This window comes from Enterobacter cloacae complex sp. 2022EL-00788 (genome assembly GCF_026627565.1).
GTDB classification, from domain to species: domain Bacteria; phylum Pseudomonadota; class Gammaproteobacteria; order Enterobacterales; family Enterobacteriaceae; genus Enterobacter; species Enterobacter pasteurii.
On record NZ_JAPNMC010000002.1, the window covers coordinates 1 to 24,289 of the forward strand.

Below are 24,289 nucleotides of genomic sequence, written 5' to 3' on the forward strand. Positions count from 1 at the left end.
TTATTCCTTCCGGCTTATCGGGTACGGGCGGATGTAACGTCCCTGTAAAGCCGCCCTCTCGGCGCATCCCTGCGCCTCGCCCCGGCCTGCAGGAAACGCCTCAGCGATTTACAGCCGGACCAGGGCACCGCTGACAGCCCTCAGTCATTCAGAAAGCAACATTATTGCTTCTGCTTAAAAAATTACTGGGGAACCCTGAGCCCGGTGGGAGAGGGAAAAAACCAACCGCACAAAATTCACTATCCTTTCCCGTTTTTTTTCTAAAAACGAATCGTCATTAGCGATGCTTTTTAATTCCTTTATCAAAATTCCCGCGCCGGAAATACTGCCCCCATAACAACAGGGGGAGCAGGCACTATGGCAATTTCATCGCGAATCACATTACTCGGCGCACTGGCGCTGTGGGCTTTTCAGGCGCAGGCGGTGGACGTGACCGTCGCGTATCAAACCTCTGCGGAACCGGCGAAAGTCGCGCAGGCGGATAATACCTTCGCCAAAGAGAGCGGTGCGAAAGTCGACTGGCGCAAGTTCGACAGCGGCGCGGCGATTGTGCGGGCGTTAGCCTCCGGCGACGTGCAGATTGGCAATCTCGGCTCCAGCCCGCTGGCGGTGGCCGCCAGCCAGCAGGTGCCGATTGAGGTTTTCCTGCTGGCGTCGCAGCTTGGAAATTCCGAAGCGCTGGTGGTGAAGAGAACCATCACTAAACCTGAGGATCTGATCGGCAAACGCATCGCGGTGCCGTTTATCTCCACCACCCATTACAGCCTGCTGGCAGCCCTCAGACACTGGGGCATTAAGCCGGGCCAGGTGCAAATTCTGAATCTTCAGCCTCCGGCGATAATCGCGGCCTGGCAGCGCGGCGACATTGATGGCGCCTACGTCTGGGCCCCCGCCGTCAACGCGCTGGAAAAAGACGGCACCGTGCTGACCGACTCCGAAAAAGTGGGGCAGTGGGGCGCGCCAACCCTCGACGTCTGGGTGGTTCGTAAGGACTTTGCCGAAAAACACCCTGAGGTGGTGAAAGCCTTTGCCAGAAGCGCCATTGACGCCCAGCAGCCCTACATCCGCAACCCGGATGAGTGGCTTAAGCAGCCTGCGAACCTGGAAAAGCTCTCACGTCTGAGCGGCGTACCGGAAGCGGACGTGCCGGGGCTGGTGAAGGGCAATACCTATCTGACGCCTGCGCAGCAGGTCCAGCAGCTGAACGGGCCGGTGAGCAAAGCGATTGCAGATACCGCGGCCTTCCTGAAAGAGCAGGGCAAAGTGCCTGCGGTGGCGGCGGACTATAGCGCCTACGTGACCGATCGCTTCGTGAAATAAGGGGGCTGCAATGCTGAATATTACCAACCTGTCCGCCGATTACGACGGCAAGCCTGCCCTGAAGGAGATCAACCTGACGCTGGACAGCGGCGAACTGCTGGTCGTGCTGGGGCCGTCCGGCTGCGGGAAAACGACGCTGCTGAACCTGATCGCCGGGTTTATACCGTATCAGCACGGCACAATTCAGCTGGAAGGAAAAAAGGTGGAAGGCCCGGGCGCGGAGCGCGGCGTGGTCTTTCAAAATGAAGGGCTGCTCCCGTGGCGTAACGTGCAGGAGAACGTCGCGTTTGGTCTGCAGCTGGCCGGAGTCGAGCGTGAGCGGCGCCTGAATACCGCGCGCGACATGTTGAAAAAGGTTGGGCTGGAAGGTGCCGAAAAACGCTTTATCTGGCAGCTTTCGGGCGGGCAGCGCCAGCGCGTCGGCATCGCCCGCGCGCTGGCGGCCAACCCGCAGCTTCTGCTGCTGGACGAACCTTTCGGCGCGCTGGACGCCTTCACCCGCGAGCAGATGCAAACTCTGCTGCTGCGCCTGTGGCACGAGACCGGTAAGCAGGTGCTGTTGATTACCCACGATATCGAAGAAGCGGTATTTATGGCGACGGAACTGGTGCTGCTCTCGCCGGGGCCAGGGCGGGTGATGGAGCGCCTGCCGCTAGCGTTTGCCCGGCGCTATGTGGCGGGAGAGCCGGTGCGCAGCATCAAATCCGATCCGCTGTTTATCGAGAAGCGGGAGTACATCTTAAGCCGCGTGTTTGAGCAGCGGGAGGCGTTCTCATGAGCATTATCTTCAGTGAAAAATCCCGCCGTACCGGGATGCGCTGGCGCTGGCCTTTGCCGCGTCAACTCACGCTGAGCGTTGGCACGGTGGTGGTATTGCTGGCGTTGTGGTGGGCGGTGGCCGCGCAGCAGTGGATCAGCCCGCTGTTTCTGCCGCCGCCGGGTCAGGTTCTGGAAAAGCTGATCGCCATCGCCGGGCCGCAGGGCTTTATGGATGCCACGCTCTGGCAGCACGCGGGCGCCAGCCTGTCGCGTATTCTGGTGGCGCTGCTCGCGGCGGTCTTTATTGGCGTTCCGGTGGGGATCGCGATGGGGCTGAGTTCGACGCTGCGCGGCATTCTCGACCCGCTGATTGAGCTTTACCGTCCCGTGCCGCCGCTGGCTTACCTGCCACTGATGGTGATCTGGTTTGGCATCGGCGAGACCTCAAAAATTCTGCTGATATATCTGGCGATTTTCGCGCCGGTAGCCATGTCGGCTCTGGCCGGCGTGAAAAGCGCTCAGCAGGTGCGCATTCGTGCGGCGCAGTCGCTCGGCGCCAGCCGCGCTCAGGTGCTGCTGTTCGTTATTTTACCGGGCGCGCTGCCGGAGATTTTAACCGGGCTGCGCATCGGCCTTGGCGTGGGCTGGTCAACGCTGGTCGCCGCAGAGCTGATTGCCGCCACGCGCGGCCTGGGATTTATGGTGCAGTCGGCGGGGGAGTTCCTGGCGACTGACGTGGTGCTGGCAGGGATCGCGTTAATCGCCGCAATCGCCTTTGGTTTAGAACTGGGACTGCGCGCGCTACAGCGTCGCCTGACGCCCTGGCATGGAGAAATACAATGAGTGAACGTCTGACCATTACCCCGCTGGGGCCGTACATTGGCGCGCAGGTGTCGGGCCTGGACGTGACCCGTCCGCTGAGCGATAACCAGTTTGAGCAGCTATACCACGCGGTGCTGCGCCATCAGGTGGTGTTCCTGCGCGAGCAGGCCATCACCCCGCAGCAGCAGCGCGCGCTGGCGCTGCGCTTTGGCGACCTGCATATCCACCCGGTTTATCCGCATGCGGAAGGCGTGGAGGAAATTATCGTGCTGGATACCCACAACGATAATCCGCCGGATAACGACAACTGGCATACGGATGTGACCTTTATCGAGACGCCCCCGGCCGGAGCGATTCTGGCGGCAAAACGGCTGCCGGAGACCGGGGGAGATACGCTGTGGGCCAGCGGAATTGCGGCCTTTGAGGCGCTCTCCGCGCCGTTTCAGACCCTGCTGAGCGGCCTGCGGGCGGAGCATGATTTTAAAAAATCGTTCCAGGAATATAAGTACCGTAAGACGCAAGAGGAGCACCAGCGCTGGCTGGAGGCGGTCGCGAAGCATCCGCCGCTGCTGCACCCGGTGGTGCGTACCCATCCGGTGACGGGCAGGCAGGCGCTGTTTGTGAACGAAGGGTTTACCACACGCATTGTGGATCTGACGGAAAAAGAGAGCGAGGCGCTGCTCGGCTTCCTGTTTGCCCATATCACCAAACCGGAGTTTCAGGTGCGCTGGCGCTGGCAGGAGAACGATCTGGCGATCTGGGATAACCGCGTGACGCAGCATTATGCCAATGCGGATTATCTGCCGCAGCGAAGGATTATGCAGCGGGCAACCATTCTGGGGGATAAGCCGTTCTACCGTGCGGTTTGAGCCCCTCACCCTAACCCTCTCCCCAAAGGGGCGAGGGGACTGACCGGGGCGGTTTTCACCCTCTCCCTTTTAGGGGGAGGGTATTAAATGCGCCTCAATATACCGCTGATAGCGGTTCGCCTTCAGGTAACACAGGTCTACCAGCACCAGCCCGTCGACGCAGTTGTTAAACGCCGGGTCGCTGCCAAAATCAATAAACTGCACGCCGCCCGGCTCGCATAGCTCGGAATACTGTTTATAGAGCGGGGGGATGCCGCAGCCCAGATTGCCGAGCAGGGATTTCAGCTTCGTCAGATCGTCCACGTAATCCACGCCGCCAAACTGGGCCAGCACGTCCGGAAGTGAGGCCGGGTAGGGCTGACGCGAGGCGGCTAACGGATGGCTGGCCGGAAACCAGAGGCGATAAAACGCCACCAGCAGATCCCGCGCGGCTGGCGGTAAACCGCCGGAGATCGAGACCGGACCAAACAGGTAGCGGTAGTGCGGATAGCGCGCCAGATAGGCACCAATGCCCGACCACAGATAGTCCAGGCCGCGACGCCCCCAGTAGCGCGGCTGTATAAAGCTTCGCCCCAGCTCAATGCCGTGCTCCAGAATGTCCTGCATTTTTTCGTCGTAGTGGAACAGGCTGTAGCTGTACAACCCCTCGACGCCGCGTTTTTCCACCTGCATGGCCGTTGGCATAAAGCGGTACGCGCCGACAATCTCCAGATCGTCGTCATCCCAAAGAATGAGGTGCAGATAATCATCATCGTAGCTGTCGGTATCCCGACGCTTCCCGCTGCCTTCCTCCACGGCGCGAAAGGCAATCTCGCGCAGGCGTCCCAGCTCGCGCAGCAGCGGCGCGTCTTCCTGGCCGTTGCGCTGCCAGAGATAGATGGTTTTACCGTCGCTGGTTTTGCCCAGACACTCGGCCTGTGCCAGCTCGCGCTTAAGCGTGGCCCTGTCTTCAGGGCGGGCAATGGCGCACCGGGTTTTAAAGACGCCGGGCAGTCCCTTGCCGAGACGTATCACGTGCTGACGGCACTGCTCGGCCATTTCACGCGATGAAAGGGTGGCGCTAAAGCCGGCATTCCAGGCAATCTGCTGGCCGATTTTAATCGGCAGCTGGCTGTGACGGCGGCGAAACATCTGTTGCATCAGCAGCAGCATGGACAGCGTCGGCGAGACCAGCGTGCTGGCATAAAAAAGCAGGCTGTTGTGCGCCTGAATATGCACCGGCAGCAGCGGCACCCGCAGCTTGCCGGCCAGCTTGATAAAGCCCGGATGCCATTTTTTATCGCGGATGCCTTTGCGCGTGGGACGGGAAACTTCTCCCGCCGGGAAGAAGATCAGCACGCCGGCGTTTTGCAGATGTTGCTCCATCTGCACCAGCGACGCTTTTGCGGTTCTGCCGCCCATATTGTCCACGGGAATAAACAGCGAACTGAGCGGTTCCAGATGGGACAGCATCCGGTTGGTGACCACCTTGACGTCGCGGCGCACGCGGGAGACGGCATACAGCAGCGCGAGCCCGTCAAGGGTGCCCGTCGGGTGGTTAGCCATCACAATTAGCGGACCGTGTTCGGGGATTTGTTCGAGATCGCGTGCGGATACGGTGCAGAGAATATCGAGGTGTTCCAGAACCTGCTCCACCATGTCCAGCCCTTTCAGGTGACGGTGGCTGGCGGCAAACTGCTGAAATTCGTCTTCGTGGAACAGTCTTTTTAACAGACTTTTTTGCCAGGGTGCGGGCCTCGCCTGAGGCCAAAGGTCATCGAGAACGCTGTCGAGACTAAACATGATCACTCCTCCTGCCGTCTTGCCCAGACAGTAGAAGGAGGAGATGTCGGTTGTATTGCAGTTTGGTGAAGATTAGCGGAGGATTTTTTTCTCGGCCAGATCCAGCGCGAAGTAGCTGAAGATCAGATCCGCGCCCGCGCGTTTGATCGCCCCGAGGCTTTCGAGGATCACTTTCTCTTCGTCGATGGCGCCGGCCTGTGCGGCGAATTTGATCATCGCGTACTCGCCGCTCACCTGGTACGCGCCCAGCGGCAGCTCGGTGCGTTCGCGGATGTCGCGCAGGATATCCAGATACGCACCCGCCGGTTTCACCATCAGGCAGTCTGCGCCCTGAGCTTCATCCAGCAGCGATTCACGAATGGCTTCGCGGCGGTTCAGCGGGTTCATCTGGTAGGTTTTACGATCGCCTTTCAACGCCGTGCCCGCTGCTTCGCGGAACGGGCCGTAGAAGGAGGAGGCGAATTTGGTGGAGTAGGACATGATGGCGGTGTCGGTGAAGCCAGCGGCATCCAGCGCCTGGCGGATCGCCTGCACCTGGCCGTCCATCGCCGCGGAAGGCGCAATGAAATCTGCACCCGCAGCGGCGGCGACAACCGCCTGCTTGCCAAGATTCAGCAGGGTTGCGTCATTGTCCACGCCGTGATCGCACAGCACACCGCAGTGGCCGTGAGAGGTGTATTCACAGAAGCAGGTATCGGACATGACGATCATCTCCGGTACGGTCTCTTTACAGATGCGAGACATACGGGCGACGAGGCCGTCCTCTTTCCAGGCATCGCTGCCGGTAGCGTCGGTGTGGTGGGAGATCCCGAACGTCATCACCGAGCGGATCCCCGCATTCGCAATGCGTTCGATCTCGCGGGCCAGATGCTTTTCTGGAATGCGCATCACGCCTGGCATCGCGTCGATGGCTTTGTAGTCATCGATCTCTTCTTCAACAAAAATCGGCAACACCAGATCGTTTAGGGTCAGTGTTGTCTCTTCAAACATGGCGCGCAGTGCGGGTGACTTGCGCAGGCGACGGGGACGTGCAATTAAATCGGTCATGGTATGCCTGATGTTTGTGGAACAAAGAGGGATAGTGTACCTGAAAGCCGGGGGCGGTGTTTTACTAAAGTGGGCTTTTTGATTTTGCAAAATGCGCCGAAACGCGCGGCAATGCATTTATTTATTCCAAACGTAATCAGGTTTTTTTACTCGCTTTGAAATATTGGTGTTATTTCTGTATCGCAGGGAATGTATCATTATAAATGATCTATTATTTTTTATTATATTTTCTTAGCCAATACAATAATCGTGCAATGTGCTGATTTTATGATTTTTATTTATAATGGCTGATATAAATCCGGGTGGTAAATCTTATTTGTCTGGATACGGACTTAATGGAATCATTCATTGAACCTTTTCGAAATGAAACTGCATAATTCCTTCCGCAATTAAAAATTGCTAAATGATTTGATGGACAAACTTGCTTACGTCCCTGAGGAGGGATGACCCAATGCAAACATGGAAAAAGAAACTGGTTGTATCTCAACTTGCATTAGCCTGCACCCTGGCTATCGCTTCTCAGGCCAATGCGAAAGATATATCAGGAACGACATATAATACTTTTGGATATGACAATACGGCGTCCGCACCGTGGTTTTATGGTTACGCTGACTGGAATTATTCAGACGCCACCCATGACGGTGATATTTATCCGGTCGTGAATAAATCAACCGTGAACGGGGTTATTTCGACATACTATCTGGATGATGGTGCCAATGGCCGCGCGCATGCGCTGAGCATTTCTAACAGCACCGTTAACGGCATGATCACGTCAAAATGCATGACCACGACGTGTGCTGATGGCCTGGATACCGACGGTAACCATCATACCCAGTACGATCGTTTCAGCCTGACGGTGGATCACTCCACCATCAACGATACGTACGAGCATTACGCGTATGATGTCGTCAACGGTGATACCACTGAAACGCATTATCAGGACACCTTCGGTCTGGGTAACGCCATTACCCTGGACGTTGAGTCTGATATCGTCATTCAGAATAATTCCCACGTCGCGGGTATCACCCTGACCCAGGGTTATCAGGAACTGGATAACACCCCCTACGACGGCCTAGAAGGCGTGGCTAACAGCAGCAACGTCTTTACCGATACGCTGGTGGTGAAAGACTCTGTGCTGACCTCCGGCGCGTACAGCGATCTGGGCACCAGCGGGTTCTATGGTCAAACGGCGAAGCCGAGCGACTACGGTGAAACCAACGCCACCGGTGCGGATGACGCGGCACTGATCGTCGCCGCCGGCGCGTCGGATAACGCCATGCAAACCACGGCCACCTTCGATCGCTCCACCGTAACGGGTGACATTCTTTTCTCCAGCACCTTCGATAACAACTTCTACGAGAATGGCGATGCGGCAACGGACACCACAGACGATGGCGTCTACAACCCAACCACCAACGGCTGGGATGGCACCGATAAGCTGGATGTTACGCTGACAAACGGCAGTAAGTGGGTCGGTGCAGCGCAGTCCAGCGTGGAAGCTATCGGCACGTCGCAGATGTTTGGTCAGGGCTACAGCAACGTTGACTGGCACGCGCTGTCCCCGAACAGCATCTGGCCTGACTCTACCTTCGACAGCAACGGCCACGTTGCCGGTGAAGAGGTTTATCAGAGCGGTCTGTTCAACGTGGCGCTGGATAACGGTTCCGAGTGGGATACCCGTAAGGTCTCTAACATTGACGCGCTGAAGGTGAACAACCGCTCTCAGGTCAACGTCGAAAACTCTGGCCTGCTGGCGGATTCCATCACCCTGACCAATGCGTCTACCATGAATATCGGCGACAGCGGAGCCGTGGCAACCGACAGCCTGTATCTGGACAGCGGCAGCCGCGCGGCACTGACTGAAGAGACCGCCGATCTGTATGCCAACACCATTACCGTGGATAACGGTGCAGAGCTGGCGCTTGGACTGGGCCAGGTTGATACGCACAATATGGTGCTGACCGACGGCGGTGTGCTCGACGTTGCCAGCCGCGATTATGTGCTGAACAGCGACCTGAACAACGCACGCTATATCACCAACGATCGGTACAAAGCGGATTACGACTATGGTGTTGTCGCGCTGAACTCTGACGGCCATCTGGCGGTGAACGGTGATGTTGCGGGTAACTATAAGGTGCGCATCGACGATGCAACCGGCGCAGGTTCCGTTGCCGACTACAAAAACAAAGAGATCGTTCGCGTCTACGACAATAACGCGGATACCGCAGCCAGCTTTACTGCCGCAAACAAAGCCGATTTAGGTGCATACACTTATCAGGCGCAGCAGAAGGGCGACACGGTTGTTCTGGAGCAGAAAGCGCTGACCGACTACGCCAACATGGCGCTGAGCATTCCTTCAGCCAATACCAACATCTGGAATCTGCAGCAGGATACCGTGGGCACGCGTCTGACCAACAGCCGTCATGGCCTGGCCGACAGCGGCGGAGCATGGGTGAGCTACTTCGGCGGCAACTTTGACGCGGATAATGGCACCGTCAGCTACGATCAGGACGTAAGCGGCATTATGGTTGGCCTGGATACCCAGATCGACGGTAACAATGCGAAGTGGATTGTCGGCGGTGCGGCAGGCTTCGCGAAGGGCGATATCAGCGATCGTACGGGTCAGGTCGATCAGGACAGCCAGACGGCGATGATCTACGCGTCGGCGAAGTTCATGAACGACATCTTCCTCGACAGTTCCCTGAGCTACACCCGCTTCAACAACGAGCTCTCTGCCACAATGAGCAACGGCCAGTATGTTGATGGTGATACCACCACTGACGCCGTTGGCTTTGGGATGAAGCTGGGCTATGACTGGAAACCAAACCTGTCCGGCTACATCACCCCTTATGCGGCGATCTCCGGCCTGTTCCAGTCTGGTGATGACTACCAGTTAAGCAACGACATGCGTATTGATGGTCAGTCTTACGACAGCATGCGCTATGAACTCGGCGTGGATGCAGGTTATACCTTCAACTACGGCGGTGAACAGGCGCTGACGCCTTACTTCAAACTGGCTTACGTGTATGACGATGCTGACAACAATGCGGATATCAACACTGACAGTATTGATAACGGCGTTGAAGGCTCGGCAGTTCGCGTGGGGCTGGGCACCCAGTTCAGCTTCACGAAAAACTTCAGTGCCTACACTGACGCGACTTATCTGGGCGGCGGCGACGTTGACCAGAACTGGGGAGCAAACCTGGGTGTGAAATATACCTGGTAAAGAAAGCGCGGGGGATTTTACCCCCGCTTTTTTATATGGTTTAAAAATAATAAAGAACCGACAGATACAGATGACTTGAGGTATGCATGAACGTTAATGCGAAACCACTTTCTGAATTAAGCCGGCTCGTAAAGTGTCTGGAAGTCGCCGGTACCCCCTTTAAGCACGAACCACAGCAATTAATAACAACCGGCAATAATGATGATGAGCCATCCACCTTTGTAATACAGTCCGGGCTAATCGCCGTTCACCGTAAATCAGATGAGCTTCTTGTAGGTATTGCGCGGGCACCTTTTATCTATGGGTTGAGCGCATGGGTAAATGACAGCTATCTGGAATATTCCCTGATGGCACAAACTCCCTGTTCAGGCTTTTATTTGCCCGCCTCAACGACGTGCCAGCTTATTCAGCAGGAGGATCTCTGGCAGGACGCTTTCTGCTGGCTCTCCTGGATTAACCATATTATGGGTAAGCGCGATATGCAGCTGGTGGGAAATAGTTCCTACAGCCAGATACGGGCGATGCTGATCAATATGGCCGAGTGGGATGACACGCTACGCTCAAAAATTGGTGTTATGAATCATATTCAGCGTAGCACGCGTATTTCACGCTCGGTGGTTGCAGAAGTACTGGCGGCGCTGCGGCAGGGGAATTACATCAATATGAGCCGGGGCAAGCTGGTCAGTATTAACCGCTTGCCCACGGACTATTGAGGCTAGTTCGACGCGGTAAGAACCTGCGCTTTGTTGGCGCTCAGTTCGGCGACCAGGTTATTCACGCCATCACTCATATTCACGAAGCGCGTGTTCGGGGAGCGGGTGACCACCACAAACGCTCCCACGTTTGATTGCGGAATCATCGCCATGTAGGTGATGAATCCGCCGCCCCCACCGGTTTTCTGAATAATACCCGGACGGCCCTCTTTCGGCGCCATATACACCCAGCCCAGACCGAGGGCATCCGCCTTCCCGGGGACGTCCATGCCGGTGACGCGACGTAACTGCGCACGCTGGTAGATAAGCGTCTGCATACGGTCGGCCTGATTGCTGCGCGCGTAAAAATCTGAAGAAAGGAACTGCTGCATCCAGCGCATCATATCGCCGGGCGTGGAGTAAACGCCTCCGCTGCCAACGGCCGCCAGCGTGTTGTTACACGGGCTTGCCCCTTTCTCTGCCACCATCAGGCGTTTGCACTGGTCCGGGGATGGGGTAAAGGTGGTGTCCTTCATCCCGAGCGGACGCGTGATTTGTTCTTCAAACAGCTGCGGGTAGGGTTTACCCGAAGCCGTCGCCAGGGCATCGGCCAGCAGATCGAACGCCAGATTTGAATAGCCAGCCTGCGAGCCCGGGGCAGACTTCAGGGTCGCGGTGCTCAGGTAGTTCCAGCGCTGCTCGCGGGTTGGCCAGACAAATACAGGGCGATGCGCGGCGCCGCCGGGCTGTTCTCGCGGCAGGGCGCTGGTATGGGTCGCCAGGTTAACCAGCCGGATCGGCGTTCCCTGATATGTCGGAACGCGGGCGCCGGGCGGCGCGTATTTGCTGAGCGGATCGTCGAGTTTCACCACGCCCTGATCGAGCAGCTTCACCAGCATTTCACTGGTCATCAGCTTGGTTATGGAAGCCACACGGACAACGGAATCCAGCTGGGGGCGAACGTTATTTCCCGGGCGCGTTTCACCAAAGCTGCGAAACACCCGCTGGTTACCGTCGATCACCACCAGCGCCATGCCTGTCGCCCCACTGCCGTAATAGATAAGGTTTGCATAGCGATCGGCAATGTCAGAGGCCAGCACCGGGGCCGTCAGAGGCTGAGCTGCCTGGGCGGTAGACAGGCTCACCGCACACAGCGCGGCGAAAGAGAGCAGACAACGTTTCAACGAAAAACATCCATCAAGTGAATAAGGAAAGTTACGGGTATTTATACTACTAATCGGTACGGAGCAATGGCCCGATTTGCATAACGATAGCGAGAAAAACGTAACCATGGGTAAATAACAATAAATTACTTGCGACCCGGCTCCCATTTTGTGACATCGACCGTATGATAGTCGCTATGATGGCTGCTGCAGATGAAACGGACCGAAACAATTCCGGGAAACCGGAAAGCGAACTAATAATTAAGCCGCAGGTCTGACTTTTTTGCCTGAGCCGGGCGGCTGGCACAGGCAAGGTTTCGCGTGGTGATATGTTGAGCACAGCAACAGCCATAACAACAAGAAGGAAGCACAATGTTTAAGTCTTTTTTCCCAAAGCCGGGGCCATTTTTTCTGTCGGCATTTATTTGGGCACTGCTGGCTGTCATTTTCTGGCAGGCCGGTGGCGGCGCGTGGTTGACCCGTCTTACGGGCGCGACGGGCGATATTCCCATAAGCGCGGCGCGCTTCTGGTCCATGAGCTATCTGCTTTTCTACGCCTATTACATGCTCTGCGTGGGGCTGTTCGCCATCTTCTGGTTCCTCTATTCACCTCACCGCTGGCAGTACTGGTCGATTCTCGGCACGTCGTTAATTATCTTTGTTACCTGGTTCCTGGTGGAAGTGGGCGTGGCGGTCAACGCCTGGTATGCGCCGTTCTACGATCTGATCCAGACGGCACTGAGCTCGCCGCACAAGGTGACCATAAACCAGTTTTACCATGAGGTGGGCATTTTCCTTGGCATCGCCCTCATCGCCGTCGTGATCGGCGTGATGAATAACTTCTTCGTCAGCCACTACGTGTTCCGCTGGCGTACCGCGATGAACGAACACTATATGGCGCACTGGCAGCACCTGCGTCATATCGAAGGTGCGGCACAGCGTGTGCAGGAAGACACCATGCGCTTTGCCTCTACCCTTGAGAATATGGGCGTGAGCTTTATCAATGCCATCATGACGCTGATCGCCTTCCTGCCGGTGCTCGTGACGCTCTCGTCACATGTTCCGGAGCTGCCGATAGTCGGCCATCTGCCGTACGGCCTGGTGATTGCCGCGATTGTCTGGTCGCTGATGGGGACCGGGCTGCTGGCCGTGGTGGGGATCAAGCTGCCCGGGCTGGAGTTCAAAAATCAGCGCGTGGAGGCGGCCTACCGTAAAGAGCTGGTGTATGGCGAAGACGATCCTGACCGTGCGTCACCGCCTACCGTGCGTGAGCTGTTTGGCGCCGTACGTCGTAACTACTTCCGTCTCTACTTCCATTACATGTATTTTAATATCGCGCGCATTCTTTATTTGCAGGTTGATAACGTTTTCGGGTTGTTCCTGCTGTTCCCGTCTATCGTTGCGGGTACCATTACGCTCGGTCTGATGACCCAGATCACCAACGTATTTGGTCAGGTTCGCGGTTCGTTCCAGTACCTGATTAGCTCCTGGACCACGCTGGTGGAGCTGATGTCCATCTATAAGCGCTTACGCAGCTTCGAACGTGAGCTGGACGATAAGGATCTGCAGGAAGTTACTCATACATTAGGATAAGACAGGGAACTGCTATGCCATTTGCCGTACCACGTGCGTTACCGCTGACGTTGCTCGCCGCCTTCGTGCTGGCGGGCTGTGCCGAAAAAGGGGCCGCACCGCTCAAGGAAGGTGAAAAGCCTGTGGATGTGGCGAGCGTCGTGCGGCAAAAAATGCCCGCCAGCGTGAAGGATCGCAATGCGTGGGCGCAGGCTCTGGCAACGACCTTCAAAAGCCAGAAGATAGCGCCTACCGAGGAGAATATCTGCTCGGTGCTGGCGGTGGCGCAGCAGGAGTCGATGTATCAGTCAGATCCTGTCGTGCCCGGCCTGAACAAAATCGCCTGGAAAGAGATAGACCGCCGGGCCGAATCGTTGCACATCCCGGTCTTCCTGGTGCATACCGCCCTTAAAATCTCCTCGCCAGACGGTAAAAGCTACAGCGAACGGCTGGATGCGGTGAAGACCGAGAAACAGCTCAGCGCCATTTTCGACGATCTTATCAATATGGTGCCGATGGGGCAGAGGCTGTTTGGCTCGCTGAACCCGGTACATACCGGCGGCCCGATGCAGGTCAGCATCGCCTTTGCGGAAAAACATACCGACGGCTATCCGTGGGAGATCGACGGTACGGTGCGTCAGGAAGTCTTCTCCCTGCGCGGTGGGCTGTGGTTTGGGACTTATCACCTGCTGAACTATCCGGCTAATTACGACAAACCGCTGTATCGCTTTGCTGACTTTAACGCGGGCTGGTACGCCAGCCGAAACGCGGCCTTCCAGAATGCGGTAAGCCGCGCCAGCGGCGTGAAGCTGGCCCTGGACGGCGATCTGATTGCTTACGGCAGCAGCGAGGCGGGTACCACCGAACGAGCGGTGCGTAAACTTTCGACGAAGCTTGGGATGAGCGACAGCGATATCCGCCGTCAGCTGGAGAAGGGCGACAGCCTGGCGTTCGAGAAGACGGATTTGTATAAGCAGGTGTTTACGCTGGCAGAGAAGAAGAGTGGTAAACCGTTACCGAGAGCCGTTCTGCCGGGTATTCAGCTGGAAAGCCCGAAGATCACGCGTAACCTGACGACCGCCTGGTTCGCGAAACGCGTGGACGATCGTCGGGCGCGCTGTATGGGACTGTAATCAGCGGCGGTGGCGCCAGCGCAGGACGAGTGCAATCACGCCCAGAACCATGCTGCCCGCGAGGAAGGGGATGAGCCCGAAGACGGTGCTCACGCCTAAACCGATTTCAACGCGCGGGCGGCCTGTATCCTGAACCTGCATCAGCTGCTCATACACGCCAGGGGCATGCACCAGCATGTTCAGCAGCTGGGTTCCCGCCCAGAAGCAAAACAGAACAAACAGGGCATAGGCAATATTCCCCGCCGTGGAGGTTTTTGGTTGTTTTCCGCCAAAAATCGGTTTCGACAATGTAAAGTCTGCCATAAGACCTCCCGAAATATCACTCTGTTTTAATACGCGTCGTACAGGGTGAGTGTGACAGGTCATAGCATTTGTCAATATCAGAATCGTGGGAAATACGGCTCAGGATTCCTCCTGGATTGTCGATTTCTGCATCACGTCACAAATTGATAACATAAGTGAAGCTTTGCCACATTTCAGAATTTACGTATTCGCCACAGTTGCCTGCATTAAAATGTGAGAGGATAGCTTTTTTTCTGCCGGAGTTGTCATGAAGCTCACTTCCAAACTACGCCGTGACTGGCATTACTACGCCTTTGCTATCGGGCTGATCTTTATTCTTAACGGTGTTGTCGGGCTGCTGGGATTTGAAGCTAAGGGCTGGCAAACCTACGCGGTTGGGCTGGTGACCTGGATTATCAGTTTCTGGCTGGCGGGACTCATTATCCGCCGCCGTCCCGATGAGGCGACGGCGGATCGTACGGAAACGACGCAAAAAGTCGATTAACCGCTTACGGAACTCTTCAGGGCGCTGTCGGCAGCGTGACGCTCCAGCGCCAGTTCAATCAGGCGTGTGATCAGCTCCGGATAGCTTATCCCGCTGGCCTGCCACAGTTTCGGGTACATGCTAATGTTGGTAAAGCCCGGCAGGGTGTTAATTTCGTTAATCACCACCTCGTTATCCGGCGTCAGGAACACGTCGACGCGCGCCATCCCGCAGCATCCAAGGGCCTGATAGGCTTGAATGGCGATCGCCCGGATCTTATCGTTAACGTCAGGATCGAGCGCGGCCGGCACCACAACCTGAGCACCTTTGTCGTCAATATATTTGGTGTCGTAGGAGTAGAAGTCGCTGTTCAATACCACCTCACCGCAGGTGCTCGCCTGTGGGAAATCGTTGCCCAGCACGGCGCACTCAATTTCACGGCCTTTAATTCCCTGCTCAACCACCACCTTATGGTCAAACTCAAAGGCCAGACGAACGGCGTCGGTAAACTGCGCTTCGCTGGTCACTTTGCTGACGCCAACGGAAGAGCCCTGATTCGCGGGTTTGACGAACAGCGGCAGACCGAGCTGCGCCTCAATCTTCGCGAAGCTGTATCGATCGCGGTTGGCGCGGGTGAGCGTCACGAAGGGCGCAATATTCAGACCGGCGTCGCGCAGCAGGCGTTTAGTGACGTCCTTATCCATGCAGGCGGCAGAGCCCAGCACGTCGGAGCCGACAAACGGCAGGTTGGCCATACGCAGCATGCCCTGCAGGGAGCCATCTTCACCCAGCGTGCCGTGCACGATAGGGAATACCACGTCAATCTGTGCCAGCGCCTGGGCGTTACCGGCATCAATAAGCTGCCCCTGCACCACGCCTGGCACAGTCGCGACGCTGATATCTGAAGGATTAAGGGCGATATGCGCCGGATCGTCAGCATTCAGCAGATACTGGCTGGCGTCGTTAACATGCCACTGGCCCTGTTTATCAATGCCCAGCAGCACGACGTCAAAACGGCTTTTATCAATCGCATCAACGATATTTTTGGCCGATTGCAATGACACCTCGTGCTCTGCCGATTTTCCCCCAAAGACAATACCTACGCGCTGCTTAGCCATCTCACTCTCTTCCAGTCTGACGAAAAGCCAATAACATACCACGATGCCCGGCGGGTTTCGCGGCCTTCTGCCATAATGTTTTGAGGGATGCTGAAGGAGGGCGCGTGAGGGGAAAAGGTCTGCTTATTCTTATCGTTATTGCCGGGATTGCCGCGGTGGGCTACCGCTGGCTGCCGCCGCATTACAACCCTTTCGTGCCGCTTACGCTTGACGATCCGCCCGGAAAAATAACCCAGCTTAAGCTTCGGCGCTTAACGCCTCAGGCGTGCGAAAGCCTGCTGGCGCGGGCCAATCAGCGCCAGCTTATCCGCACTCAGGCCGTCGCTGACAGCGCCGGTGAATGCCCGCTGAGTAACGTGGTGCGGGTGCGCGATTTTGGTCCGGTCAGCCTGAACAGTAGCTTTCTTGCCAGCTGTCCGCTGGCGTTAAGTTCTGCTCTGTTTGTCAGCCAGCAGGCGCGGCCGCTCACCCAGTCCTGGACGGGAAGCAAGCTCACGCGCATCGAACACCTCGGCAGCTTTGCCTGCCGCAACATCTACAGCCGTCCGGACGCGCGGCGCAGCGAACACGCCACGGCGGACGCGCTGGATATCAGCGCCTTCCGGCTGGCAAACGGAGAGCGCGTTACCATACTCAACGGCTGGAAGGCGGAAAAGACCAGGCCCTGGCTACAGGCGCTGCTGTCGGCAAGCTGCGGCTATTACGGTAACGGCCTGGGGCCGGACTATAATGCCGCCCATGCCAACCATTTCCATCTCGGTATGCGCGGGTATGGGTTATGCCGCTAAAGCATAATCTTCCGCCAGAATTTGGATATTTTGTGACTTATTTCACAAATATGATGACTGGGCAGATAAAACACTGAAGTCTGCAGGGCCGCATCTCTGGCGCTATCTCATCACGCGTAACTTGCTAATCTGTCGGCGAATTCGCCTAAAAATGAAGACTATTTCTGTTATGGAATCCTGGAAAGTTAACCTCATATCAGTCTGGTTCGGCTGTTTCTTTACCGGACTGGCTATCAGCCAGATATTGCCCTTCCTGCCGCTGTACGTGTCGCAGCTCGGGGTGACTTCCCATGAAGCGCTCTCCATGTGGTCCGGCCTGACGTTCAGCGTGACGTTTCTGGTATCCGCCATCGTGTCGCCGATGTGGGGCAGCCTGGCGGATCGCAAGGGGCGCAAGCTGATGCTGCTGCGCGCCTCGCTGGGAATGGCGATTGCCATCCTGCTTCAGGCCTTCGCGACCAACGTCTGGCAGCTGTTTATTCTGCGGGCAATCATGGGGCTGACTTCCGGGTATATCCCGAATGCGATGGCGCTGGTGGCCTCGCAGGTACCGCGTGAGCGAAGCGGCTGGGCGCTCAGCACGCTTTCCACCGCGCAGATTAGCGGGGTCATCGGCGGCCCGCTGCTCGGCGGTTTCCTGGCCGACCACGTTGGCCTGCGCGCGGTCTTTATCATCACCGCCATTCTGCTGACGATAAGCTTCCTGGTTACGCTTTTTCTGATCAAAGAGGGCGGGCGGCCAATGGTCAGCAAATCCGAACGCCTGAGCGGCAAGGCGGTATTCGCCTCGCTGCCATATCCTGGCCTGATGATTAGCCTCTTCGTTACGACGATGGTGATCCAGCTTTGCAACGGCTCGGTGGGGCCTATCCTGGCGCTGTTTATTAAGTCAATGGAGCCGGACAGCAGCAACATCGCGTTTCTGAGCGGGATGATTGCCGCCGTGCCGGGCGTGTCGGCGCTGATGTCTGCGCCGCGTCTGGGGAAGCTGGGCGACAGGATCGGGACGGCGCGTATCCTGATGGCGACGCTTGTCATTGCGGTGATCCTCTTCTTTGCCATGTCGTTTGTCACGACGCCGCTTCAGCTCGGGGTGCTCCGTTTCCTGCTTGGCTTTGCGGATGGCGCCATGCTGCCTGCGGTTCAGACGCTGCTGGTGAAATATTCCAGTGACCAGGTGACGGGCCGCATTTTTGGCTATAACCAGTCCTTTATGTATTTAGGCAACGTAGCCGGCCCGCTCATTGGCGCATCGGTTTCGGCAATGGCGGGGTTCCGCTGGGTATTTGCCGCGACGGCGGTCGTGGTGCTTCTGAATATTATACAGCTGGCCTTCGCCTTGCGCCGTCGCAGGCAAATCGCCGCGGCAAAATCAGTCCGGTAAGCGCGATAAAATATTATTAATTCTTATGAAGGCCGCATTTTTATATAACGAAATGCGGCCCTTTTTTTTAAAGAAAAACGTTTCGCTGTCAGGGCTGAATATGATTTTTGGCAGCGACGTCACTTTTGCATAAGATAAAACTAATCCATGCTTTTCATTATTCAGGGAGAGTGCTAATTTCAGGGAAAATCACATAAGGAAATAGCGCCATGAAAAATCTCATTGCTGAGTTGTTGGTTAAGCTTGCCCAAAAGGAAGAAGAGTCGAAAGAGCTGGTCGCCCAGGTTGAGGCGCTTGAAATTGTCGTCACGGCGCTGCTGCGACAGATGGCGCAGCCGGAACAACAGGCGCTGATCGACAACGTTGAAGGCGCGCTGGACAAGGCTCGCCCCGATTCACAGGTGCCCGCTGAAGATGCGGAGCTGCTTCAGCAATACGTAAAAAAGCTATTAAGGCATCCTCGCACCTAGCCTGCTGAATGCGAATAGGGCATGTCATAGAATTGTCATGCAGGATGCCTGTAGTCGCTCTGTTTTTATTTCAGGTAGTAATATTAACTGAAGCAGAGCGCGCTTTTACACCGCGTTATGTCCTCTGTTAAATATCTCTCTTCTCGCGAGTCCCGGTAATGATAACCACGCCGCGTTCGGGCTGAAATAATCGAGAAACCCGACGAAAATCATGGTTGCAGGGTGGTTTTTTTCCCGCAACGAACCAGACTTAACGTGGAACTTCACAAAAGGATGGTGCAATGAAAACAACATTACTGGTTACCCTGTTATCCGGCCTGTGTCTGATCGCCTCAGCGCACGCGGAAGAGAAAACCCTGACCCCGCAGCAGCAGCGCATGACAACCTGTAATCAACAGGCAACGTCGCAAAGCCTGAAAGGGGACGCCCGCAAAACCTATATGAGCGACTGTCTTAAAAACGGCGCGACTAAACCGGGCGAAAAAAGCCTGACTCCGCAGCAGCAAAAAATGCGCGAATGTAACGCCCAGGCAACGCAGCAGATGCTGAAAGGGGACGATCGCAGCAAGTTTATGAGCGCGTGTCTTAAGAAACAGGCGTAGTGCTAACGGGTGAGCCGCGACGCTGGCTCACCCGAAATTTCATACTTTCCCCGACATGCCCCTCTCTATAATTTGGGAAAATGTTTCAGAATATTCCCAAAAATGATGAATGATGAAATTTATAACCATGACCAGAGCATTCGGGAAGCGTGGCACCAGCAGCTTTCTCAGGATGACGCCTGCCGTTCCGGCCTGCAGTTTGCCCGGCGTATACGGCTGGCCCGCATCGCTGGCCTGGGAGCCCTGTTTTTCCCGCTTGCCAGCGTTCTGGTCAGCCAGTTTTTCTCCGGCGGCTGGTGGTTATTTCTGCTTGGCTGGGCCTTCGTCTGGCCACACCTCGCCTGGCAGCTTGCCTTTCGTGCGGCGGATCCTTTCAGCAGCGAGATCGTTAATCTGAAAATCGACGCCATTATTGCCGGCGTGTGGGTTGGGCTGACAGGGCTCAACGCGCTGCCGGCGGCGGCGCTGATCGTGACGATCGGGATGAACATGATGGGATCGGGCGGCTGCCGGTTATTTTTGACGGGACTCGTGCTGCTTGCCCTGTCTGCCCTGCTTACCGTGCACGTAGCGGCCATTCCGGTGAGATTAAGCGCTGAGCCGCTGGTGCTGTGGCTGACGCTGCCTGTGCTGGTGGTCTACCCCGTGCTGTTTGCCTGGCTCAGCCACCGCACGGCGATCCGGCTTGCAGAGCATAAGCGCCGGCTTGAGCTGATGAGTACCCGCGACGGTATGACCGGCGTGTTTAACCGCCGCCACTGGGAAACGCTGTTGCGTAACGAGTTTGAGGCCTGCCGTCGTGGCCATCGACAGGCGACGATACTGCTCATCGATATCGATCACTTTAAAAATATCAACGACACCTGGGGTCATGACGTGGGGGATGAAGCGATAGTGGCGATCACGCGGCAGCTTCAGCTGGCGCTGCGCGCCGGGGATTTTATTGGCCGCTTCGGGGGAGATGAATTTGCGGTGATCATGTCCGGCACGCCTGCCGACAGCGCGATTGCTGCCATGTCGCGCGTGCACGAGCGGCTGGTTAATATGCCGCTGCACGGTGCGCCAGCGGCGAGGCTGTGCATCAGCGTTGGGGTTGCCCCGTGGGGCGCGCAGTTCACGCACTATCGTGAATGGCTGAAGGCGGCGGACGTGGCCCTCTATAAAGCCAAGAATGCCGGACGTGGCCGCACCGAAGTGGCCGCCTGACGCCCGGCGCTGCTCGTCAGGACTTGCTCAGCTTCTCTGATTTTTCCATGCATTTTTGCATCGCCTCGATCACGGCGGAGCGGAACCCGCGATCTTCCAGCACGCGCACGGCTTCAATAGTTGTGCCGCCCGGTGAGCACACCATATCCTTCAGTTCGCCCGGATGTTTGCCCGTCTCCAGCACCATTTTGGCCGAGCCCATCACCGCCTGCGCGGCAAATTTATAGGCCTGCGCGCGCGGCATACCGCCGAGCACGGCGGCATCGGCCATGGCTTCGATAAACATAAACACGTAGGCTGGCGCAGAGCCGCTTACGCCGACAACCGGGTGGATCATCGGTTCGGCAATCACTTCCGCTTCGCCGAAGCAGCGGAAAATGTTCAGTACATCCGCCACGTCTTCAGAAGTGACCAGCGCGTTCGGGGTGACGGAGGTCATGCCGGCATTCACCAGCGACGGCGTGTTCGGCATGGCGCGGACGATCTTCCGATCGTGGCCCAGCGCACGGGCGAGCTGGTCGAGGGTGACGCCTGCGGCAATCGACACCACCAGGGTCTCTTTATTCAGGCTGGAGGTAATTTCGCTCAGGACTTTTATCATGATGTTTGGCTTAACGGCGCCAAAGACAATATCCGCAACCTGGGCCACTTCCTGCGCGCTTTCAGCAGCGTTAACGCCGTACTCATCGCGCAGCGCCGCGACCTTATCCGGTGATGGGGTATAAACCCAAATCTGCCCGGGCAGAACCTGACCGCTGGCGATCAGCCCGCCGAGGATCGCTTTGCCCATGTTCCCGCAGCCGATAAACCCGATTTTCTTATCCATCACGTCTCTCCGTTATTATGCGTTGTTATCTCTGACTGATAGCTTAACAACGAAATGCAGGCGACAATAGTCGCCAGCAACATAATGGGGAGAGACTATGGCTATCTGGGTTGATGCGGACGCGTGTCCGAATGTGATTAAAGAGATTTTATTCCGCGCCGCCGAGCGGGTGCAGATGCCGATGACGCTGGTGGCGAACCAGAATATCCGCGTGCCGCCCTCCAGGTTCATTCGTTCTCTGCGCGTGCCGGCCGGGTTCGACGTGGCGGATAACGAGATTGTGCGCCTGTGCAGCGCCGGAGATTTGGTGATCACGGCGGATATCCCGCTGGCTGCCGACGTGCTGGCGAAGGGGGCCGCGGCGCTTAACCCGCGCGGCGAGCGCTACTCTCCGGCAACGATTCGGGAAAAGCTCACCATGCGAGATTTTATGGATACCCTGCGTTCCAGCGGCGTCCAGACCGGCGGGCCGGACAGCCTGTCTCAGCGCGACCGCCAGCAGTTTGCCGCCGAGCTGGATAAATGGCTGCTGGAAGTGAAGCGCCGCCCGGCGTAATCCTCAGCCGGGCTGTTTTGTGGTACAGTGTGGCCTCCACAGGCTTGTCATTCCGTACCGCTTTGCAGTAAAGTTAGCGCAACATCTTCTGCAATCATTTCTTTACAGCCTTCAGTTATCCGGCATCAAGGGGAACACCTGGTTATGAACCCACCCATCTTTTTAGTTGGCCCTCGCGGCTGTGGGAAAACCACCGTTGGTCTGGAGCTGGCGCGTCTGTGCCAGAGTCAGTTTGTCGATACTGACCACTGGCTGCAGGAGAAGGCCGGTCGGACCATCGCCGATATCGTGGAAAAAGAGGGCTGGGAGAGCTTTCGTGCGCGTGAAACGGCAACGCTTGAGGCCGTCACCGCGCCATCTACCGTGATTGCGACCGGCGGAGGCATTATTCTGGCGCCGTACAACCGCCAGTTTATGCGTGAAAATGGGGAGGTCATCTATCTCTGCGCGCCGGTCTCTACGCTGGTGGGGCGGCTGGAAGCGTTTCCGGAAGAGGGGCAGCGTCCGGCATTAACCGCGAAACCGCTGAGCGAAGAGGTCAGCGAGGTGCTTGCCGAACGCGATGCGCTATACCGCGAGGCCGCGCACCACGTGGTGGATGCGTCTGCGTCACCCGAAAAAGTTGCGATTCAGATTATTACCGCCCTGCGTTTGGCTTGCGCCAGCTAACAGCCGTCTATACTCATAGCTCAGACATAAAAAAAGGATGAGCTATGCCAACCAGACCTCCCTATCCACGTGAAGCCCGCATTGTTACCGTTGAAAAAGGTAATGGCGATCGGACTGTAACCTGGTATCAGCTGCGTGCCGATCACCCAAAACCCGATTCGCTCATCAGCGAACATGATACCGAACAGGAAGCGCTGGATGCGAAACGGCGGTATGAGGATCCGGATAAGACCTGACAGGGTTCCGAATTCGTTACAACCGTGCCTGAATCACATTTTTAACTTATCGCTAATGTTAAGTAGCAGTTAATATTTAGTTATTACAGGTAGATTCGTTAAGGCCAGTCGATCTTTACATTACGGTGTAGAGATCCGCTGCTACGCTTGGTGCTGTTTTGTTCAAAAAACGAACCGTGCAGCGTAGTGAGCCTGTACCTGTGTTGTAGTTATGGCAGTAACGAAAGGCGATCAAAATGAAGGCGACGTTGGCGATCCTCACGATTGGTGTGGTCCCTGTAAGCGAAGTATTACCGCTCTTAACGGAGCATGTCTCTGAACAACAGATCACGCATCTTAGCCTGTTAGGGAAGTTGAGTCGGGAAGAGGTCATGGAAGACTACGCTGTCGAGGCGGGGGACGATCCCCTGGCGACGTTATTAAGCGACGGTAAACTGGCGCACGTGTCGCGCCAGAAAATTGAGCGCGCGCTTCAGGGCGTGATTGAAGTGCTCGATAATCAGGATTATGACGTTATTTTGCTGATGAGCACGGCCCCGGTTAAAGGACTCAGCGCGCGTAATGCGATTCTGCTGGAGCCGATGCGGATCATTCCACCGCTGGTGGCCTCCATTGTCGACGGCCATCAGGTTGGGGTTATTGTTCCCGTTGAGGAGCTGCTGGATAACCAGGCGGTGAAGTGGTCCGCGCTGGAGCACCCGCCGCTGTATGCGCTGGCAAATCCGTTCTGGGACAGCGAAGCGAAGCTGATTGCCGCGGGGCAAGAGCTGATCGACAGAGGGGCGGACGTGCTGATGCTGGACTGCCTGGGCTTCCACCAGCGGCATCGTGATTTACTGCAAAAAGCGCTGGACGTTCCGGTGCTGCTCTCAAACGTGCTGATGGCGCGTCTGGCGTCAGAATTACTGGTGTAATGATTTTGCGTGACAGGTCATGAGCATGGCCCCTATAGTGGATTTTTCTCTATAAATATAAGGGCCAGTTCATGCTTCAGAGTAACGAATACTTTTCCGGTAAAGTGAAATCCATCGGTTTTACCAGCAGCAGCACTGGCCGCGCCAGTGTGGGCGTGATGGCGGAAGGAGAATACACCTTTGGCACCGCAGAAGCGGAAGAGATGACGGTGGTCAGCGGCGCGCTGAACGTCCTGCTGCCGGGTGAAACAGAGTGGAAAGTATATAGCGCCGGGCAGGTATTCAACGTGCCGGGCCACAGCGAGTTCCATTTACAGGTGGCAGAGCCAACCTCTTACCTGTGCCGCTATCTGAAATAATCTTCTTTCT

The 24,289-nt window shown here is 56.6% G+C and carries 25 protein-coding genes; 19 read left to right on the forward strand and 6 right to left on the reverse strand.

Annotation, left to right across the window (positions count from 1 at the left end; translation table 11 throughout):
- Positions 1–357 precede the first annotated feature (357 nt).
- The 4 genes from tauA to tauD are packed head-to-tail and all read left to right on the forward strand — an operon-like array spanning position 358 to position 3,770.
- Positions 358–1,320: a taurine ABC transporter substrate-binding protein gene (tauA, locus tag OWK27_RS02485; protein ID WP_267589759.1), complete on the forward strand. Its 963-nt coding sequence runs from the start codon at positions 358–360 to the stop codon at positions 1,318–1,320.
- Positions 1,321–1,330: 10 nt separating this feature from the next.
- The gene (gene tauB, locus OWK27_RS02490; RefSeq protein ID WP_267589760.1) at positions 1,331–2,098 is read left to right on the forward strand and encodes a taurine ABC transporter ATP-binding subunit; all 768 of its coding nucleotides are present in this window, start codon (positions 1,331–1,333) and stop codon (positions 2,096–2,098) included.
- Complete coding sequence (gene tauC / locus OWK27_RS02495; RefSeq protein ID WP_267589761.1) at positions 2,095–2,922, forward strand: taurine ABC transporter permease TauC; 828 nt, start codon at positions 2,095–2,097, stop codon at positions 2,920–2,922. The genes tauB and tauC overlap by 4 nt, the downstream gene beginning before the upstream one ends.
- Entirely contained in the window at positions 2,919–3,770 is an 852-nt protein-coding gene (gene tauD, locus OWK27_RS02500) for a taurine dioxygenase (RefSeq protein WP_148420228.1), read from the forward strand. Before tauC ends, tauD begins: the two co-directional genes overlap by 4 nt.
- 69 nt (positions 3,771–3,839) lie before the next feature.
- Here tauD and OWK27_RS02505 read toward each other — a convergent pair whose 3' ends face one another.
- On the reverse strand, positions 3,840–5,552 hold the full coding sequence (locus OWK27_RS02505) for a lysophospholipid acyltransferase family protein (RefSeq protein ID WP_148420229.1): 1,713 nt from the start codon (positions 5,550–5,552) through the stop codon (positions 3,840–3,842).
- A 72-nt stretch (positions 5,553–5,624) separates the two neighbouring features.
- Complete coding sequence (gene hemB, locus OWK27_RS02510; protein WP_014069064.1) at positions 5,625–6,599, reverse strand: porphobilinogen synthase; 975 nt, start codon at positions 6,597–6,599, stop codon at positions 5,625–5,627.
- 451 nt (positions 6,600–7,050) lie between these two features.
- On the opposite strand from hemB, the gene OWK27_RS02515 reads away from it, so the two are divergent.
- Entirely contained in the window at positions 7,051–9,825 is a 2,775-nt protein-coding gene (locus OWK27_RS02515; protein ID WP_267589762.1) for an autotransporter outer membrane beta-barrel domain-containing protein, read from the forward strand.
- Positions 9,826–9,911: 86 nt separating this feature from the next.
- The gene (locus tag OWK27_RS02520) at positions 9,912–10,538 is read left to right on the forward strand and encodes a helix-turn-helix domain-containing protein (protein WP_176611076.1); all 627 of its coding nucleotides are present in this window, start codon (positions 9,912–9,914) and stop codon (positions 10,536–10,538) included.
- A gap of 2 nt (positions 10,539–10,540) precedes the next feature.
- Here the strand turns inward: OWK27_RS02520 and ampH are convergent, their stop codons facing one another.
- Entirely contained in the window at positions 10,541–11,701 is a 1,161-nt protein-coding gene (ampH, locus tag OWK27_RS02525; RefSeq protein WP_148420232.1) for a D-alanyl-D-alanine-carboxypeptidase/endopeptidase AmpH, read from the reverse strand.
- A 351-nt stretch (positions 11,702–12,052) separates the two neighbouring features.
- Between ampH and sbmA the strand changes: the two genes are divergently transcribed.
- Together sbmA and OWK27_RS02535 are read left to right on the forward strand one after the other, a co-directional pair.
- Entirely contained in the window at positions 12,053–13,273 is a 1,221-nt protein-coding gene (sbmA, locus tag OWK27_RS02530; RefSeq protein ID WP_148420233.1) for a peptide antibiotic transporter SbmA, read from the forward strand.
- A gap of 14 nt (positions 13,274–13,287) precedes the next feature.
- Positions 13,288–14,385, forward strand: coding sequence for a DUF1615 domain-containing protein (locus OWK27_RS02535; protein ID WP_148420234.1), 1,098 nt, complete (start codon positions 13,288–13,290; stop codon positions 14,383–14,385).
- Here the strand turns inward: OWK27_RS02535 and OWK27_RS02540 are convergent, their stop codons facing one another.
- On the reverse strand, positions 14,386–14,688 hold the full coding sequence (locus OWK27_RS02540; protein ID WP_148420235.1) for a DUF2755 family protein: 303 nt from the start codon (positions 14,686–14,688) through the stop codon (positions 14,386–14,388).
- A gap of 247 nt (positions 14,689–14,935) precedes the next feature.
- Between OWK27_RS02540 and OWK27_RS02545 the strand changes: the two genes are divergently transcribed.
- Entirely contained in the window at positions 14,936–15,172 is a 237-nt protein-coding gene (locus tag OWK27_RS02545; RefSeq protein WP_148420236.1) for a DUF2754 domain-containing protein, read from the forward strand.
- Here the strand turns inward: OWK27_RS02545 and ddlA are convergent.
- The gene (gene ddlA / locus OWK27_RS02550; protein WP_193355694.1) at positions 15,169–16,269 is read right to left on the reverse strand and encodes a D-alanine--D-alanine ligase; all 1,101 of its coding nucleotides are present in this window, start codon (positions 16,267–16,269) and stop codon (positions 15,169–15,171) included. The genes OWK27_RS02545 and ddlA overlap by 4 nt on opposite strands.
- Before the next feature lie 104 nt (positions 16,270–16,373).
- Here ddlA and OWK27_RS02555 point away from each other — a divergent pair, with 104 nt between their 5' ends.
- The 5 genes from OWK27_RS02555 (at position 16,374) to adrA (ending at position 20,719) form a co-directional block, all read left to right on the forward strand.
- Positions 16,374–17,057 (forward strand): extensin family protein, encoded by a 684-nt coding sequence (locus OWK27_RS02555; RefSeq protein WP_267589763.1) that lies wholly within the window; start codon positions 16,374–16,376, stop codon positions 17,055–17,057.
- Positions 17,058–17,226: 169 nt separating this feature from the next.
- Positions 17,227–18,441 (forward strand): multidrug efflux MFS transporter, encoded by a 1,215-nt coding sequence (locus tag OWK27_RS02560; RefSeq protein ID WP_267589764.1) that lies wholly within the window; start codon positions 17,227–17,229, stop codon positions 18,439–18,441.
- Positions 18,442–18,650: 209 nt separating this feature from the next.
- Positions 18,651–18,911, forward strand: coding sequence for an anti-adapter protein IraP (gene iraP / locus OWK27_RS02565; RefSeq protein WP_148420240.1), 261 nt, complete (start codon positions 18,651–18,653; stop codon positions 18,909–18,911).
- A 281-nt stretch (positions 18,912–19,192) separates the two neighbouring features.
- Positions 19,193–19,513 (forward strand): phosphate starvation-inducible protein PsiF, encoded by a 321-nt coding sequence (gene psiF, locus OWK27_RS02570; protein ID WP_148420241.1) that lies wholly within the window; start codon positions 19,193–19,195, stop codon positions 19,511–19,513.
- A 102-nt stretch (positions 19,514–19,615) separates the two neighbouring features.
- Positions 19,616–20,719, forward strand: a complete 1,104-nt coding sequence (adrA, locus tag OWK27_RS02575) for a diguanylate cyclase AdrA (RefSeq protein ID WP_148420242.1) — start codon at positions 19,616–19,618, stop codon at positions 20,717–20,719.
- 16 nt (positions 20,720–20,735) lie between these two features.
- On the opposite strand, the gene proC is transcribed toward adrA, so the two are convergent.
- Complete coding sequence (proC, locus tag OWK27_RS02580) at positions 20,736–21,545, reverse strand: pyrroline-5-carboxylate reductase (RefSeq protein ID WP_045334495.1); 810 nt, start codon at positions 21,543–21,545, stop codon at positions 20,736–20,738.
- 97 nt (positions 21,546–21,642) lie between these two features.
- On the opposite strand from proC, the gene OWK27_RS02585 reads away from it, so the two are divergent.
- From OWK27_RS02585 to ppnP, 5 genes are all read left to right on the forward strand, one after another.
- Positions 21,643–22,101: a YaiI/YqxD family protein gene (locus tag OWK27_RS02585; RefSeq protein WP_148420243.1), complete on the forward strand. Its 459-nt coding sequence runs from the start codon at positions 21,643–21,645 to the stop codon at positions 22,099–22,101.
- A gap of 144 nt (positions 22,102–22,245) precedes the next feature.
- Positions 22,246–22,770 carry a shikimate kinase AroL gene (aroL, locus tag OWK27_RS02590; RefSeq protein ID WP_176611071.1) on the forward strand — a complete coding sequence of 175 codons (525 nt, stop codon included), beginning with the start codon at positions 22,246–22,248 and terminating at the stop codon, positions 22,768–22,770.
- 44 nt (positions 22,771–22,814) lie between these two features.
- On the forward strand, positions 22,815–23,006 hold the full coding sequence (yaiA, locus tag OWK27_RS02595) for a protein YaiA (RefSeq protein WP_148420245.1): 192 nt from the start codon (positions 22,815–22,817) through the stop codon (positions 23,004–23,006).
- A gap of 236 nt (positions 23,007–23,242) precedes the next feature.
- Positions 23,243–23,920 (forward strand): AroM family protein, encoded by a 678-nt coding sequence (locus tag OWK27_RS02600; protein ID WP_148420246.1) that lies wholly within the window; start codon positions 23,243–23,245, stop codon positions 23,918–23,920.
- A 71-nt stretch (positions 23,921–23,991) separates the two neighbouring features.
- The gene (gene ppnP / locus OWK27_RS02605) at positions 23,992–24,279 is read left to right on the forward strand and encodes a pyrimidine/purine nucleoside phosphorylase (protein ID WP_003859131.1); all 288 of its coding nucleotides are present in this window, start codon (positions 23,992–23,994) and stop codon (positions 24,277–24,279) included.
- The last annotated feature ends 10 nt before the right edge of the window (positions 24,280–24,289 follow it).

Coding starts and splice junctions, on each gene's coding strand:
- tauA (WP_267589759.1), top strand. CDS start 358: ATGGCAATTTCATCGCGAATCACATTACTCGGCGCACTGGCGCTGTGG.
- tauB (WP_267589760.1), top strand. CDS start 1,331: ATGCTGAATATTACCAACCTGTCCGCCGATTACGACGGCAAGCCTGCC.
- tauC (WP_267589761.1), top strand. CDS start 2,095: ATGAGCATTATCTTCAGTGAAAAATCCCGCCGTACCGGGATGCGCTGG.
- tauD (WP_148420228.1), top strand. CDS start 2,919: ATGAGTGAACGTCTGACCATTACCCCGCTGGGGCCGTACATTGGCGCG.
- OWK27_RS02505 (WP_148420229.1), bottom strand. CDS start 5,552: ATGTTTAGTCTCGACAGCGTTCTCGATGACCTTTGGCCTCAGGCGAGG.
- hemB (WP_014069064.1), bottom strand. CDS start 6,599: ATGACCGATTTAATTGCACGTCCCCGTCGCCTGCGCAAGTCACCCGCA.
- OWK27_RS02515 (WP_267589762.1), top strand. CDS start 7,051: ATGCAAACATGGAAAAAGAAACTGGTTGTATCTCAACTTGCATTAGCC.
- OWK27_RS02520 (WP_176611076.1), top strand. CDS start 9,912: ATGAACGTTAATGCGAAACCACTTTCTGAATTAAGCCGGCTCGTAAAG.
- sbmA (WP_148420233.1), top strand. CDS start 12,053: ATGTTTAAGTCTTTTTTCCCAAAGCCGGGGCCATTTTTTCTGTCGGCA.
- OWK27_RS02535 (WP_148420234.1), top strand. CDS start 13,288: ATGCCATTTGCCGTACCACGTGCGTTACCGCTGACGTTGCTCGCCGCC.
- OWK27_RS02540 (WP_148420235.1), bottom strand. CDS start 14,688: ATGGCAGACTTTACATTGTCGAAACCGATTTTTGGCGGAAAACAACCA.
- OWK27_RS02545 (WP_148420236.1), top strand. CDS start 14,936: ATGAAGCTCACTTCCAAACTACGCCGTGACTGGCATTACTACGCCTTT.
- ddlA (WP_193355694.1), bottom strand. CDS start 16,269: ATGGCTAAGCAGCGCGTAGGTATTGTCTTTGGGGGAAAATCGGCAGAG.
- OWK27_RS02560 (WP_267589764.1), top strand. CDS start 17,227: ATGGAATCCTGGAAAGTTAACCTCATATCAGTCTGGTTCGGCTGTTTC.
- iraP (WP_148420240.1), top strand. CDS start 18,651: ATGAAAAATCTCATTGCTGAGTTGTTGGTTAAGCTTGCCCAAAAGGAA.
- psiF (WP_148420241.1), top strand. CDS start 19,193: ATGAAAACAACATTACTGGTTACCCTGTTATCCGGCCTGTGTCTGATC.
- adrA (WP_148420242.1), top strand. CDS start 19,616: ATGATGAATGATGAAATTTATAACCATGACCAGAGCATTCGGGAAGCG.
- proC (WP_045334495.1), bottom strand. CDS start 21,545: ATGGATAAGAAAATCGGGTTTATCGGCTGCGGGAACATGGGCAAAGCG.
- OWK27_RS02585 (WP_148420243.1), top strand. CDS start 21,643: ATGGCTATCTGGGTTGATGCGGACGCGTGTCCGAATGTGATTAAAGAG.
- aroL (WP_176611071.1), top strand. CDS start 22,246: ATGAACCCACCCATCTTTTTAGTTGGCCCTCGCGGCTGTGGGAAAACC.
- yaiA (WP_148420245.1), top strand. CDS start 22,815: ATGCCAACCAGACCTCCCTATCCACGTGAAGCCCGCATTGTTACCGTT.
- OWK27_RS02600 (WP_148420246.1), top strand. CDS start 23,243: ATGAAGGCGACGTTGGCGATCCTCACGATTGGTGTGGTCCCTGTAAGC.
- ppnP (WP_003859131.1), top strand. CDS start 23,992: ATGCTTCAGAGTAACGAATACTTTTCCGGTAAAGTGAAATCCATCGGT.